This is a genomic window from Microcoleus sp. BM001215392 (genome assembly GCF_036700185.1).
Classification (GTDB): Bacteria; Cyanobacteriota; Cyanobacteriia; order Cyanobacteriales; family Microcoleaceae; genus Microcoleus.
Genome location: NZ_JAUBOJ010000161.1, coordinates 1 through 15,130, shown reverse-complemented (window position 1 = coordinate 15,130; position 15,130 = coordinate 1). Strand labels below are relative to the sequence as shown.

The 15,130-nt window shown below is 46.3% G+C and carries 9 protein-coding genes; 5 read left to right on the top strand and 4 right to left on the bottom strand.

The window, feature by feature from the left end:
• Nucleotides 1–184 precede the first annotated feature (184 nt).
• Nucleotides 185–988: an MOSC domain-containing protein gene (locus tag QT974_RS17915; RefSeq protein WP_333469789.1), complete on the top strand. Its 804-nt coding sequence runs from the start codon at nt 185–187 to the stop codon at nt 986–988.
• Nucleotides 989–999: 11 nt separating this feature from the next.
• Here the strand turns inward: QT974_RS17915 and QT974_RS17910 are convergent, their stop codons facing one another.
• The 3 genes from QT974_RS17910 to QT974_RS17900 form a co-directional block, all read right to left on the bottom strand.
• Complete coding sequence (locus tag QT974_RS17910; protein WP_333469788.1) at nt 1,000–1,827, bottom strand: Uma2 family endonuclease; 828 nt, start codon at nt 1,825–1,827, stop codon at nt 1,000–1,002.
• Nucleotides 1,828–1,867: 40 nt separating this feature from the next.
• Nucleotides 1,868–2,737 (bottom strand): calcium-binding protein, encoded by an 870-nt coding sequence (locus QT974_RS17905; RefSeq protein WP_333469787.1) that lies wholly within the window; start codon nt 2,735–2,737, stop codon nt 1,868–1,870.
• Between the two features lie 248 nt (nt 2,738–2,985).
• Complete coding sequence (locus QT974_RS17900; RefSeq protein ID WP_333469786.1) at nt 2,986–4,659, bottom strand: methyltransferase domain-containing protein; 1,674 nt, start codon at nt 4,657–4,659, stop codon at nt 2,986–2,988.
• A gap of 342 nt (nt 4,660–5,001) precedes the next feature.
• Between QT974_RS17900 and QT974_RS17895 the strand changes: the two genes are divergently transcribed.
• The 4 genes from QT974_RS17895 to QT974_RS17880 all read left to right on the top strand — a co-directional run bounded on the left by QT974_RS17895 (nt 5,002) and on the right by QT974_RS17880 (nt 14,874).
• Nucleotides 5,002–8,871 carry a glycosyltransferase gene (locus tag QT974_RS17895; RefSeq protein ID WP_333469785.1) on the top strand — a complete coding sequence of 1,290 codons (3,870 nt, stop codon included), beginning with the start codon at nt 5,002–5,004 and terminating at the stop codon, nt 8,869–8,871.
• Nucleotides 8,872–9,000: 129 nt separating this feature from the next.
• The gene (locus tag QT974_RS17890) at nt 9,001–9,750 is read left to right on the top strand and encodes a peptidylprolyl isomerase (protein WP_333469784.1); all 750 of its coding nucleotides are present in this window, start codon (nt 9,001–9,003) and stop codon (nt 9,748–9,750) included.
• Nucleotides 9,747–12,752 carry a peptidase domain-containing ABC transporter gene (locus QT974_RS17885; RefSeq protein WP_333469783.1) on the top strand — a complete coding sequence of 1,002 codons (3,006 nt, stop codon included), beginning with the start codon at nt 9,747–9,749 and terminating at the stop codon, nt 12,750–12,752. The genes QT974_RS17890 and QT974_RS17885 overlap by 4 nt, the downstream gene beginning before the upstream one ends.
• A gap of 121 nt (nt 12,753–12,873) precedes the next feature.
• A complete protein-coding gene (locus QT974_RS17880; protein WP_333469782.1) occupies nt 12,874–14,874 on the top strand; it encodes a chromosome partitioning protein ParA in 2,001 nt (666 codons plus the stop codon).
• Nucleotides 14,875–14,945: 71 nt separating this feature from the next.
• On the opposite strand, the gene QT974_RS17875 is transcribed toward QT974_RS17880, so the two are convergent.
• On the bottom strand, nt 14,946–15,130 hold a 185-nt coding region (locus tag QT974_RS17875), incomplete at its 5' end, for a hypothetical protein (RefSeq protein WP_333469781.1).

Here is a 15,130-nt window from a genome sequence, read left to right as displayed (position 1 = left end):
GCTCTTCCGATCTGTAAGGGGGGGACAAGAGTGAGAGTTAAAATTGTAGTAACTTCGGAAAATTTATGACATTTTTTTATAGCAATTTTATTAAGGTTGGCGGCACATATTCGATCCCCGCTAGCTCCCCTTAATCAAGGGGGACAAGAGTGAGAGTTAAAATTGTAGTAACTTCGGAAAATTTATGACATTAGCAACAATCAAACAGTTATTCACTTATCCAATTAAAGGGCTGACACCTCAAGAAATGTCGGAGTTTGCTTTAACAGCAGGACACGGAATTAAGGGCGATCGCGCTTTTGCACTGATGTTTGCAGATAATCTGGAAGCTGCAAACATACCCGCCGAAAACGCGCCTTGGATGAGCAAAAAATATTTGGCGGTTCAAAACGATTGGCCTCTGTTAGCAGCTTTAGAGTGCCATTATCAACCGGAAACGGCTGTTTTAACAGTCAAGCGTCAAGGAGTTGCAGTCTTGTCAGCAGAGACTAATACAGCGGCGGGGCGCGATCGCACCAGCACATTTTTCACCGAATATCTGGCGGAAATTCAACCGACAAAAGAAGCGAGACACCCGCAGCTTGCACCTTTGCGCTTAGTGGGCGACAGCAGCGGCGAAACTCGTTATCCCGATCGACAACCGGTACATATTTCTCTCCTGAGTCAAGCCACATTAGACCAATTAACCGAGATCGCCCGCCAAAACATTGACGTGCGCCGATTTCGCCCGAACATTGTGTTAGAAGGCATGGAAGCTTGGTCGGAATTTGAGTTAATCGGAAAACAGTTTCAATTAGGCGAGGCGCGGATCGAAGTGACAGCACCAATCGGTCGCTGTGTCAACATAGAAGTGAATCCACAAACAGGCGATCGAGATCTAGCCCTACTAAGTTTACTACAACAAGAATTCGGTCACGCACAAACAGGAGTTTTAGCCAAAATCCTCAACAGCGGCACAGTGAAGATTGGCGATGTTTTGACTTCTTAATCAAAGCGACATCAAGATTGTGGATGCTGCCTAACTTCCTCTACTGATAAACCCAGTGCTTCTGCCACTTGCTCAGTATTCAATCCCATTGCCAACAACCGAGGGATCGCATCCCGCCGTGCTTCGGCTTCTGCACTCAAAGCCTGCTCTGCTAAGGAAGCTCGTTCTGTACCTGTCAGCAGCAAATTGCCCTCGCTGTCCCACCACCGCAGCCACAGAAGTGTCTGGTTTTGATAACTGCCTTGCCACAGTCCTAATTCTACGCCCATTGGGGCGATCGGATAATGACCGCGATCGTTCGGAAGCAACTGCTGGTAAAACCCATTGTTCAGGCTGTAAACCTCCAGCCTGCCACTATTGATCTCATAGATGCCATAATACGGAATCCGCACAATCCGCTCATATACCCAAAACTTCCCAGGCCTTTGCGTCGCTCCAACTTCCGAGTACGATAGTGGGGTTGTGTCCCGCTCTTCTGAACCATCTCCTGATGCGAACTCCAAAGCAATCATCGGAGCCATGAATTCCCGCCACAGCACGTAAGAGCGACGGATCTGATTTCCTAATGTTGGTGGCACATTCGGCACGTAGAACCAGTCTGGAGCTTCTGCTCCCTTTTCAAGCGGGTCAGTTTCTCGCCAGTAGATGCCACAGTCTTGCCCTATAGCATATTGCCCATCGGGATGAAGCCCCTCCAATACCGAGCCGATCGAATCAGTCAAAATAATACTCTGGGGATGCTCCTGAAAATTCTTCACGAAAGTGCCGTCTTCCTCTGGCAGTTGAGTGTGGTCGGGGAAGGGAGAGGGAAGGACAATCTTTTCGGTTGCCGGGGTCATGCTACCTCTCAAGTATTGCAGCTTACATGAATATCTTAACTCATCCTTCTTCCGAAATCCTCACCTTATTACCAATCAACTTCAGAAAACTCGCCCCAAAATGCTGAATTTCCAAAAAATTAGCATAGGCCGGATTGGACTTATAAACCCTAAAAGTGCGCATAATTCCCAAAGTCGCCGCACTTTCCAGCGGGCCGATAAAGCTAGTATCCCTGTCCAAAAAATGAGACTGCTTCGCCCAGTGCGCCATCTGTTCCGCATTCAAAAAATAGCAGCCAGAATGAGGATTTAAAGCCCGATCGAAAGAGATACGCTGTTCCATAATTTTCCCCAAGAGCTGCGGGTGCTCCTCCACATTTTGAAATTTAGCAGTAGCTGTTACATTTAAATCACCATCAATATATGCTTTAAAAACAGCACCTTGAGGCGATATTTCATAGCGATTTGGTTGCAGCAAATTTCCATGTCCGCCGTGATGCGTAAACCAATTTAATTTACTAAAAAACCACGGATCGTGTAGAATTAAATCATCTTCCAAATAACAAAAATAATCGTATTTGTCAAGACAGGCTCGCAAAACCGCTTGACACTCAAACCCCAACAGCAGCGGTTCGCATTTGGTAGCGTGGTGCATAAAAGACCTCGGCTGAATCGGCAATTCAGGCAACAGATGATAGCCTTGAGTAGTGCAAACCACAATATCAATTTCGTGCTTTTGAGATTGATTTGCTGCGATAGTGGCACATTCACCAATGTGAATCATTGACTGAGATTTGCCGTACAAAGCTTGCAGCGATGTCACGCAAGCAGTTAAAGCATTCAGTCGCGGTTGCGGGTCATTCCGCTGGGAAGCGTGTTTCCCGTCGCCGCTGGGATTGTAGAAGTGAGCAATAGTGAATAGGATTCGCATTTGTGTGGATTAACAATTAAAAAATTAAACAATAAAACAATAAAACAGAATACCGGGCGGTTGAAACCGCGTCTATTACAGACAAAACCTGACGGGAGTAGGTTGAAGAGCTATCGGTTTCAACCCTAGGTCAAATCTTCATTCTTGAGTCTGCGGAGGCAGACATTGTTTGTGTAGACGCGGTTTCAACCGCCGTTTTATTCGATCGCAAGCGTATTGCACAATAAGCCCTATAAATTTTACCGCAGTTAGTCGCTAAACAACTCTGGCAGCCGATCGCGCAACTCGGCATTTAAACGCGGCAACTGATCTCGCATTTGCAAGTACCAGTCTCGGCGCTGGTGGTAGTGCCCGGACAGCAAGCGGTTGTGGCGCACCCATTCGTAAGCATTCGTAGCTATTTCCTGGCGCATAGCAGTGTCAGAAATCAGCGAATTTAGCTTGATTTCAAACTCTTTTTCGTGTTTGTAAATCAATCCGGTTTCACCTTCGACAATCGAATGTTCGTACACAGTAGGACTTGCCAAAACTGCTACTCCCCGCGCTGCACATTCAATGAATTTCAAGTCAGATTTCATTTCGTTAACCGGGTTGGAAACGAGCGGCAGCAAAGCGATATCGCAACTGTACATAATTTCTTGATAGCGTTCGTAACTGCAAAATAATTCAAATTCCTTGTCCTGTATTTCCAAGGATTCAAAAAATCTGCGGTCGTGAATTACTTTAACTCGAATTCGGTGTTTGTGTGCGACCAAAACTCGATTCAGTGCTGCCATAATTGGCTGCCAATCATTTTCGCGGTTGAGCGCGCCAAAAAATATCGTCACTGTATGTTCTGCTGGATAAATTCGCGGCGGAGGTAGATAAGCTAATTGATTGGGAAATACGGCAACATTATGATTGTAGTGCCGCAAAATTTTGGCTAGCGGTTCTGTGGTAGTTTGAACGCAGTGACAGCCGCGATAGCTGAGGTAATTGTTGTCTGCGTATTCGCGGCGGCGGATCGGGTTGTCGTCGATTTCGGCTACTATTAAATAGCCTTGTTGCAACAGTTCTTTGAGTTTGGGAATATAAGCAGGATATTGCATGATTGTGCGCTGCCAAATGAAGACTTTTTCTTCTCCTGGTAGCGGCGCTATTAATTCGGCTGCTTTGACAGCGGATGCGGTGCGGACACCAGGAATTGTAGCGCTAAATTTGTCGGGTTCCAGAACTCGCACGCGATCGCACCCTGTAGGAGCCATAATAATAGTTTGGATCAGCAATCTGCGCGGCGGCAAGGTCGATTTAGTCGATCGCACGATATAATATTCAGCACCCGTTTCCGTAGCAAAATCGCTGGATTTAAGCTCTAAGGCTTTCACGATGGGATGAATTAATTGCTGAAATTCGGCAAAGTTTTCCGTTTTGTGTCCCTTTCCTTGCAATTCATAAACTTGCAATCCGGCAGCAGCAAATAATGATTTAATACTTTCTAGAGTAAACCAGTGACGCATCTTGCTGTCGGGATTTTCCCAATGTCCCCGCAACAGATTGACAATGCGCCGCCAATATTGAACGTTGGGAATTCTCGCGAAAATTTGACCGTCAGGATTAAGTAAAGCACTGTACTGATTGAGAATATCCCACGGGTTTTTGAGATAGGGTAACAAGTCGCCAAAAACCAAGCAATCGACGCTTCCGGGGGCGATGTCGAGACTGGCGATCGCAAGTTCTTCAATATCGGCTACCATCACCCAGTTTAGCCGATCGACCGCAATTTTCGCTTTTTGGCGATCGCGCTCAATGCCAATATACTGACAGTGGGGATTGAGCGACTTGTACTGTTCGCCCCTAGAACCCGTACCGCAGCCAATTTCCACAATGACTTTAGCATCCGGCGGTAGCAGTTTGAGGAGGTCGTGGTGGAGGCGATCGATCACTTTACCTAAAATTCCTGATTAATTTATCGTAAAATAAAACTGAACAACCGCTGCCGGCAGACAACTGTGCCGAACGTCAGCATTGCGATGCCAGTATACAATGGCGATCGGCACATTTGTCAAGAACTAAATTTTCAGTTACCAACTCTTTTTCTTCCCTCTCTTCTCTAACTCTGAGTCCTCTGCGTCCTCTGCGGTTAATTTAAATCTTGTTCGCGAATCGCTATATGTTAGCAAATATTCAGCAAAACTATCATTTAATCTCAACCCTTTATCTCCCTTATCCGAATTAACACCTGCGCTTAATTCAGCTTTTTTCGCCAAAAATTAACACTAAAAACAATGAACCCAAATCTAGGAATCAACATCACCGGCTACATCAACGGCGAATTTGGCATAGGAGAAGGAGTAAGAGCCAACATCAGAGCTGTAGAAGCCGCCGGAATTCCCTTCACCATGAACAATTTTACCCGCAGTACCCACCGCAAGCAAGACACCACCTATCAAAATTTCAGCTTGGACAATCCCCATCCAGTAAACTTAATTCAAGTCAACGCCGACGAAGTTGCAACCTTTATCAAATATACAGGTACCAGCTATTTTGACAACAAATATAACATCGGCTTTTGGGCCTGGGAACTTCCCAGATTTCCTGCCGAATGGCAAGCAGCATTTAATCATTTTCACGAAATATGGACTTACAGCAATTATTGTGCCGAAGCTATTTCGCAAGTCTCGCCAATTCCTGTCATCAAAATCATGCCGAGTATTGCTCTCGCCGCACCTTCCATCAGCAGGGAAGCCCTGCATTTGCCTAAAGATAAATTTATTTTTCTGTTTGTATTTGACTTTTCCAGCCGCATCGAGCGCAAAAATACTTTAGCTACTATTCAAGCATTTAAACAAGCTTTCGGCGAAAATGACCGCGTATTGTTGATTGTCAAATCTTCTAACTCAAACAAATTTACACAGGCTCAAGCATCCTTAAACTCAGCCCTAGCAAATTGTCCAAATATCAAACACCTAGACGGGTATTTATCAAAAAATCAAATTAACGGTTTGCTTGACGCTTGCGACTGTTACGTATCCCTGCACCGCTGCGAAGGATTCGGCTTGACAATGGCTGAAGCGATGTTTTACGGCAAACCCGTAATTGCCACCGGTTATTCATCAAATACAGAATTTATGAATGTCGGCAATAGCTTTTTAGTCAGGTATAAATTAATTCCCATTGAGGAAGATTTCGGCCCTTACAAAAAAGGCAATATTTGGGCTCAACCGGATATCGAACACGCTGCTGATTTAATGCAGTACGTCTTTAACAATTACCAAAACGCTCAAGAAATTGGAGCGGTAGCTGCTGAGGAAATTCAAACTTTATTCAGCCCGCAAGTCGCGGGTGACAAAATTAGAAAACGTCTTGAATATATTGCCGAGATTACGGATAACTTTCAAAGTTTGCCTCTGTCACGAATGGTAAAAGCGAAGTCTGCAAAAATTAAGGCTGACTTGTCGCCATCACAGCCCAAAAGTCAATCAAAAGCTCAATTACCAAACTGGCAGCCTTTGGTAAGCATTTGCATTCCGACGTACAACGGAGAAGCATTTATTGAGGAAACAATCAAAAGCGCGATCGCCCAAACGTACCCTAACATAGAACTGATTGTATCCGACGACGGCTCCACAGACCGCACAATTGCGATCGCCCAATCATTCCTATCCCAAACAACCGCCGATTTCCGCATCATCCTCCACCGCAACTACGGCTTATCGCAAAACTGGAACTTCTGCATCGAGCAAGCAAAAGGTGAATACATCAAATTTCTATTTCAAGACGACTTGCTCGCACCAGAATGTATCGAGAAAATGGTCGCCGTCGCCCAGCAAAACCCAGACATAGGAATGGTTTTCTCGCCGCGCGGCATCACCATCGCCGCAGATGAATCTCACCCGGTTTTGCGCAGAGCTTCCCAATCAATTAAAGATTTGCACAAAAATTGGTCAAATTTAAAATCAATTCAGCCCGGAAAAGAATTGCTAGCAGATGCTAACTGTTTGAATAACCCCATTAACAAAATTGGCGAGCCCAGCACCGTCTTAATTGCTACCCGAGTCTTTGCCGAAATAGGATTATTTGATTCGGGATTATCTCAGTATGTAGACTTAGATATGTGGTGGCGGATTATGGGCAACTATCACATCGGATTTGTAGACGAAAAACTCTCGTCACTGCGAATTCATCCCGAACAACAAACCTGGAAAAACTTCGCGGCTGGGGAAAATCATAAAGATGTCGTCAGATTTTATAAAAAATTACTAAAGCATTCTGAATACAGTTTCTTAACTCCCCAAATTACCAACAAAATTCGCCAAAAGTTGGCATTGAGAACCCAGCCTAATTTATCAGAATTGTCAGCGCTAATTGCACAGTACAAAAAAGCCCCTTCCAACGATTCTGTTATCGCGCAACTGCGCCAATACCGCCGACAATTAGCTGAACATTGGCTAAATTTGTCTGCCGAAAAATCAGAAACTGCTTACTCGCAAGAACCGGGAAAAGCTCATAACTTACTTTTAGATAGCAACCTCAAACATGAAACTTTAACCGAGTCAGAGCAAAGTTTTGTCCAGCAGTTATCCTCGAAACTTGCTTTGTCAGGGGAAACTGCCGATAACATTCAATATTTTCTGGCAGCGATGCTGTACTGCGATGCTTATCAGTTACCGCTACAATATAAAAATGCAGCCATTCCCCAGTGGTTTTTTGACGAGTTTCTGAAATTTCTATTTCAGTCTCCCAGATGTTTTTCACAAAAGGGAGAAGTCGCAAGTTACGCGGAATATTTGCAGCAGCTAATCCAGTACGTCGCTGCTAATATCGCCAGTTTTCCCGAGGTGGAAGTTTGGCGTTATGTGGCGGCTTTTATGGCGAAGAGTGTTAGTTTACAAGCTTTGTATTTAAGCGAGGCAAATCTGCTGGATGTATTGAATCACCGAGCTGATATTTGGGAATTTCATTTGCAAAATCTTGGCTCTCAAATAGACTGGGATTTTTCTCAGAGAGCATCGGAACCCACTAAAATTAGAGTGGGATTCTTGCTTGATAAAATTAGTGCCCAATTAGAGACTTTTGCGGCCATTCCGAATTTTGAATATTTAGATCGAGACAAATTTGAAATTATCCTGTATTATTTCCAGGTAGAAGACGAGCAACTGGCGAAATATTGCGGAAGTTGTGCCGACAAGCTAGTGAAACTGTCGGCAGATTTGCCCGAGCAACTACAGGAAATTCGATCGCACGATTTAGATATTCTGCTAATTTGCACTAATACCACCGACACCTCCCAACCAACCGCGCTGCTGTGCTTGCACCGACTGGCGCGGGTACAAATGGCTACCGCCGCCTCAACTGGCGCCACCACTGGCGCCCGCCATATCGATTATTTAATTGCTGGAGATTTGGCATTACCCGCAGGCGCAGCAGCCGAGTATCGCGAAAAATTAATTTCTAAAGAAGGCTCCGGAGTGTGTTTCAGCTATCCTTTAACATCGGCGCCTGCGACAGTTGAACCGACTCGCAGCAGTTGGGGAGCCACCGATGAATCTGTAGTTTTTGTGTCCTGTGCTCCGGCTTTGACAATTATCCCAGAATTGCGAGAAACTTGGGCCAAAATTATTGCAGCCGTACCGAATTCTATTTTAGTTTTATATCCCTTTGGCTCCCGTACCGAAAACTATCCGACGCTGCCTTTTTACAACCAAATTCGATCGACCTTCGGGGAATTTGGGATTGACAAACAGCGCGTAGTTGTGATACGAGCGCTACCAAATCAGGCAGATTGCATAAAATGTCTGGAATTAGCTGATATATATTTAGACTCCTATCCATACAGCAGTGCCTGCTCCTTAGCAGCACCGCTATTAGTCGGGTTGCCTGTAGTTGTCAGAGCAGGGAAAAAAAGTCGATCGTGCCAATCAGCAGCAGTTCTCGCAGAACTGTTACTTCCGGAACTGGTAACAAACAGCGAGAACTCTTATGTAGAGATGAGTACAGCACTGGGAACGGGCCCAGAACTGCGCCGGCACTATCGGGATCGAGTCCAGCACGCAATGGCGGCTAACCCCAAAATTCTCGACAGCCGCGCTTACTCCCATCAGATAGGCAAACTATTTGAAAGGAACACCGTCAGGATGCAAAGCGTCAAGAAATAGACAGCAAAAGCGCTAGCTTTCTTGACGCTCTGCTATCATCGGGAGATTGAGGGGTTAGTGGTTGAAGCGAGTTTCCTGCCACAGCTAGATTAATAAAAGGGGAAGCGCAAGTCAGTTGGAGATTAAAAAATGACAGGACTTTTTCAAATAGGCGATAAATTACTGCAAGCTCAGGATATGCCATCGCTCCTGAAGCGTTACCAGTTGATGCCCCAATTCTTGCGGGGTGTAATCATCGATCAAGCCATCGCACCATTTAGCAGCAGCGACGAAGAACGCACCTCCGCCGTCGAAAACTTTCTGGCACAGCACCAACTGACAGCCCCGGATGCCAAAGAAGCTTGGCTGCGCAGCCAAAATATGACAGTAGAAGAACTTCAAGACATGGCCGTCAGGCCCTTGCTGATCGAAAAATTTAAGCAAGAAACTTGGAGACATAAAGTAGATAATTATTTTTTAACCCGCAAAGCCAGCCTAGACCACGTAGTCTATTCCCTGGTGCGCACCAAAAATCCAGCACTGGCAAACGAACTTTACTTTCGCATCCTCGAAGGGGAACAAACCTTTGCCGAAGTGGCGCGCGACTTCTCCGAAGGCCCAGAGTCGAAGTCCGGCGGTCTTTTGGGCCCAGTACCCTTGAGTCAGCCCCACCCGGCAATTAGTAAACTTTTGTCCGTCAGCCAGCCAAATCAACTTTGGACGCCGCGCCCTCTGGCAGAATGGATGGTAATTATTCGACTAGAAAAGTTCATACCAGCCCAGCTCGACGAATCGATGCGGCTGCACCTGATTAACGAACTCTTTGAAACTTGGGTTGCCGAACAAATATCGCAAATAGGCCCGCTACAGCCCCTCTCTTCCGTGTCTTCAATATCATGACTTCTTCCGCTGTTTCCCTCACCCAAATTCAGGATTTCTTAGCTCAAACACCTCCCTTTGACCGACTGTCAGAGACGGCTCTGACGGCCTTGGTGGCTAAATGCCAGCTCCTAGGCTACCGGACGGGACAACCCCTGTTTGAACGGGAAAAAATGCCCACTCAGGTGGCAATTATCTATCAAGGTCAGGCCCGGCTGCTGGGCTTTGACCAAAGATCGCAACGCCACGTCAGTTTGCGCTTAGTGCAGTCAAAGGAAATTCTCGGCTGGGCTGGCTTGCTCAGGGGGGTTCCCTGCGAAACTGCGATCGCCTCTACAGATGTAATTGCGATCGTCCTACCTGCTGAAGATTTTCTGAACGTACTCGAAAAACAGCCGACATTTGGAGAAGCTTTTCACGCTCACTCTTCCTTGAGCGAAGTATTTGAACTGTTGAGCCTGGAATTGCAGCGCCAAGCCGACGGCACTTCGGATCTCAAGGAACTAACTCGGCAAGCTTGGCAAGATGCGACAGTTGTCAACGTCCCCAAGGGTAACAAAAAAACTCAAGACCTCGCTAAAGAACTAGATGCCGATCGCATTTGGCTAGTCAGCAGCGGCGTGTTGGGCGAGTTTCCCACCGGCAGCCGCTTCTCTGTCGAAAACGCAGCCAAATCATTAAAAGTAGAAGGCAACGCCGGTGCCCGCTTGGTCGGCTTCCGGGAACCATCAGAGGTCCAAACCGAGCCAGCAGTTCCCCCAATTGACGAGCCAGAAGGCGAGAAAAAGGGAGGCCTCAAGATTGGCGGCGAGGGCGGTGTACCCATCGGCCCCCCTACCCCCCCAGACCCCGGCATCGAATCACCAGATACGGCCAAATACCCTGTTTTCCGCGGCAGAGGGCAAATAGATGCTCCGCTAGCTTGCTTCCAAATGTTGAGCAAGTATTTCGGCATCAAATTTCGTCGAGATATCATCCGCAAAGTTCTAGAAAATCAGTTAAAAACCGCTGGTATTATCAATCTGCAAGCCTGTGGGGCGATCGCCCAAAGCATCGGCCTGACTCCCCAATTGGCACAAGTGCCAGCAGAAGCCATCAACCGCATCAAAGCCCCGGTAATGATTAAATGGGAAGACAGCTTTGCCATTATTTACAGCATTACCGAGCAAGAATTGGTGCTAGCTAGCCCAGAAAAAGGGCTGATGCGGAAGCGGGTACCTCAGTTTAAAGAAATCTGGGGAGAACAGGGAGAAGTCCTGCTGCTGCAAGCTCCCCAAGTTGAACAAAAAGAGCAGTTCAGTTTCTGGTGGTTTGTACCGGCGCTGATGGAACACAAAACAGTGTTTTTTGAGGTATTGCTAGCCTCGTTTTTTGTACAATTATTTGGTCTGGCAAACCCTTTAATCAGCCAAGTAATTATTGATAAAGTATTGGGTCAGCGCAGCATCGACACCTTGGATATTTTGGGTGCGTTTCTGTTAGGTGTTGCCCTATTTGAAGGACTGCTAAACGGCTTGCGCACCTTCTTATTTATAGATACTTCCAACCGCATTGATGTCAAATTGAGTGCGGAGGTAATCGACCACTTGCTCCGGCTGCCCCAGAATTACTTTGACAACCGGCGCGTGGGAGACCTGGTTTACAAATTTAGCATGATGGGCCAGATTCGGGAATTCATGACGAGCACAGCTCTGACAGTGGTTCTTGATGCAGTATTTTCGGTGGTTTACGTCGCCGTGATGCTTTCCTACAGCGTGCAGCTAACCTTCGTATCTTTGGCAGTGGTACCCATACTAGCGCTGATGATTATTCTGATCAATCCGCTGGTTCTGCGCCTGATCAAACAGAGAAATATGCGTTTTGCTGACTCTCAATCTTATCTAGTAGAAGTAGTCAGCGGAATTCAAACTGTTAAGGCTCAAAATATTGAATTAAAATCCCGCTGGGAGTGGTCTAGCCGCTACGCAAAATACATTACAGCCAGTTTTAAGACAATTATCACCGGGACTACGGCAGGTACGATTAGCAGCTTTTTAAACCAGGTGGGTAACTTAGCTCAGTTGTGGGTGGGAGCTTATTTGGTACTAAAAAATGACATTACTTTGGGTCAGTTGATTGCTTTCCGAATTATTTCCGGTAACGTGACGGGTTCGCTGCTCAGGTTCGTCAGCGTGTGGCAAAGTTTCCAAGAAGTCTCGATGTCGATCGATATGCTTAAGGATATCGTCGATAAGCCTACAGAAACCAGCGAAGAAGACCGCAGCAATATCCCGCTGCCGGAAATTAAAGGGCAGGTTACGTATGAAGAGGTTTCTTTCCGATTCCTCGAAAGCGGCCCGCTGCAACTGGCGAATGTCAATTTGGAATTTCCTGCGGGCAGTTTTGTGGGAATTGTCGGGGGAAGCGGTTCCGGTAAAAGTACGGCGATGAAGCTGTTGCAGCGTCTTTATGCGCCGCTGTCGGGCCGGATTTTTATTGACGGCTATGACATTGCTAAGGTGGAACTGTACTCGCTGCGCAGTCAGCTTGGGGTGGTGCTGCAAGATACTTTGCTGTTTAACTGTTCTGTGCAGGAAAATATTGCTCTGAGCAATCCCGATGCAAGCACGGATGAGATTGTGCGAGCAGCCAAACTAGCGGTAGCTCACGACTTTATCATGGGCTTGCCGGCTGGCTACAATACGATAGTGGGAGAACGCGGTGCGTCACTTTCTGGGGGTCAAAGACAGCGTTTGGCGATCGCCCGGACGATTTTGCAAAACCCGAAACTGCTGATTTTGGACGAAGCTACAAGCGCCCTGGACTACCATTCCGAACGCCAAGTTTGCAATAACTTAGCAGAAGCTTTCGCCGGCCGCACGGTATTTTTCATCACTCACCGCCTGACTACCATCCAAAACGCCGACGTAATTATTATGATGGATCAAGGCTCTGTAGTTGAACAGGGAAGTCATAAAGAATTAATGGCTCTTAAAGGACGCTATTATTGCCTGTTCCAACAACAAGAGTCATCGAATACTTAGTCAGTAGTCAGTTGTTATTAGTTAGTTGTTATTAGTTAGTTGTTATTTGTCTGTAATAATAACTAATAACCAATAACTAATAACCAATAACCAATAACCCATTCAAAAATAACATATGGCTATGAAATCGGTAATTCTTTCTGAGCAACCAATCATTCTTGAAAAACCAGCGATTTGGTCGCACTTGTTTTTGTGGATGATCATGCTGATGACCACTTCGGGTGTAGTTTGGGCTTATTTTGCTAGCGTCGAGCAAGCTGTCCCAGCAGTCGGTCAATTGGAACTCAAAGATGGCGCCAGAGACATCCAAGCGCCTGCTACGGGTGCTGTGGTGAGACTTCACGTTGAAAATGGCGATCGCGTGGAAAAAAACCAGCCCCTGCTCACTTTTAACCCCCTTGCACCCACTGCTGATTTAACATCGATTAAGAAAACAAAAGAAGCGCTGGAAAAAGAAAACAAATTTTACGAAGATGTCGTCAGCGGCAAAGTTCAAGGCGCTATTCCTTCCAACCTAGAATCCACAATTAAGGACAGACAGAGCCTCGGGGCACAAAATCAAGTGCTGCAAGCTTTGATTGACGAGCTGTACCTCGGCCGGGGAGCCAGCGGAAATTTTGATGCAGCCCAGCAAGGACTGTATGTGAATTATCGATCGGAATTTCTGTCTCGCGTCGCCGCAGCCCAAGGTCAAGTTCAAGAGTTGGAAAAACAACTCAAGCAAGCCGAGGATTCTCAGAAATCAGCCGAGGCTCAAATGAATGTAGCAGTGCAACAATTGGGTTTTGCTGAGAACCAATTAAATTATGCCAAGCAGCAGTTAGAATCTTCAAAAGAGCAAATAAAATCTTCCGAGGCGCAGAAACAACTGGCTGACGAACAGCTAGCGAAGTCCCAACAAGTATTGAAGTCCAATCAAGGCATTTTGGGCAGACTGACGCCGCTGGTAGAGCAAGGAGCGATCGCAGAACTGCAAAAAGAAAAACAGGAACAAGACGTTTTCAGAGGCCAAAGCGAAGTTCTCAAACAGCAAGATCAAATCAAGCAGCGCGAAGGTGAAATCAACGCCCGCAAAGGCGAAATCAACACGCGCCTCGGTGAAATCAACACGCGCAAAGGCGAAATGAATGCGCGTCAAGGTGACATCCAAAAAATTACCGCTGAAGTACAGCGCCAGCAAGGAGAGCAAGCGCGCATTCAGGAGTCTATCGCCCGCGCCCAAGAACAGTTGAAAAACACTAAGGATTCCTGGGCCAAAGAACTTTACAGCAAAATTGCTGAAAACCAGAAACAAATTGCCAGCAGCGATTCTCAACTCAGCCGCTTCAAAGTGGAAAACCTGAAAAAGCTGTCTGAGGTAAACGCTCAGCTAGAAAAAGCACAACAAACCCGCGATACTCAAGTGCTAAAGGCTCCGGTATCCGGCGTTATCTTCGATTTGAAACCTTCTAAGAAGGAGAAAGCTAAGTTGGATCTAGCCAAAGATCCGATATGTCAATCAATTATTAACTCAGTGGTGAAGCCAGGGGAACCCCGCCCAGCACGCTGCGAAGAAGCTTATTATGAAGCGCAGCAAACCGAGAAGCTGCTCAAGGTTTTGGACGACGAAAACGGTCTGCAAGCAGTCGTTTACCTGGAAAACAGCAACGTAGCTCTGATCTTGGATGCTTTGAAACAAAAGCGTGAAAAATTAGAGAAGTATCATGGCAAACAATTAGATGGAGAAAAGATTGACTGTGAAAAAGGTAAAAGCTGCGTGTGTCCTGAGAAGGAAGTTAATAGAGAGAAGTTGGGTCTGACGAAATACGAATGCGTGCCTGTGGAGGTGAATGTTGAGGCTTTCCCGGCAATGGAATTTGGTACGGCAGAGGGTGAAGTGAAAGAGATTAGCAAGGATGCTGAGCCTCCTACTGAACTGCGGAAATACTACTCTTTCAAAACCAAAATTAAGCTCAAGAATCAAAAGTTTGTCTTGAATAAGGGCAAGTCAAATGAACAGGAAGTTAACTTGCAGTCGGGAATGGCCATAAGTTCTAACATCAATATCGGCAAGCGGACTGTTTTGCAGATGTTTATCAACCGATTTACTGGCAAACTGGATACGTTCAAGACTGTTAAGTAGCGGATAGTTGACAGTTAACTGTTGACTGTTGACAGTTGACTGTTGACAGTCGAAAAGCTGATAGCTCGATTTTATATCAATTCCGGTTGCACCGGAATGATATAGAGGACACGGCAGTGCCGTTTCCCTACCGCGATCGATTGTAGGGACACGGCATTGTCCATAGGTGTCAACTTAACGTTAAACCCAGTCAGAGACGGTTGTTTGACTATTAAGGCCAGATCCCCCCTAGCCCCCCTTAAGAAGGGGGGGACAG

Excerpts from the sequence above, each read along its gene's own strand:
- QT974_RS17895 (WP_333469785.1), top strand. The coding sequence starts at position 5,002 with ATGAACCCAAATCTAGGAATCAACATCACCGGCTACATCAACGGCGAA.
- QT974_RS17890 (WP_333469784.1), top strand. The coding sequence starts at position 9,001 with ATGACAGGACTTTTTCAAATAGGCGATAAATTACTGCAAGCTCAGGAT.
- QT974_RS17910 (WP_333469788.1), bottom strand. The coding sequence starts at position 1,827 with ATGACCCCGGCAACCGAAAAGATTGTCCTTCCCTCTCCCTTCCCCGAC.
- QT974_RS17915 (WP_333469789.1), top strand. The coding sequence starts at position 185 with ATGACATTAGCAACAATCAAACAGTTATTCACTTATCCAATTAAAGGG.
- QT974_RS17905 (WP_333469787.1), bottom strand. The coding sequence starts at position 2,737 with ATGCGAATCCTATTCACTATTGCTCACTTCTACAATCCCAGCGGCGAC.
- QT974_RS17885 (WP_333469783.1), top strand. The coding sequence starts at position 9,747 with ATGACTTCTTCCGCTGTTTCCCTCACCCAAATTCAGGATTTCTTAGCT.
- QT974_RS17880 (WP_333469782.1), top strand. The coding sequence starts at position 12,874 with ATGAAATCGGTAATTCTTTCTGAGCAACCAATCATTCTTGAAAAACCA.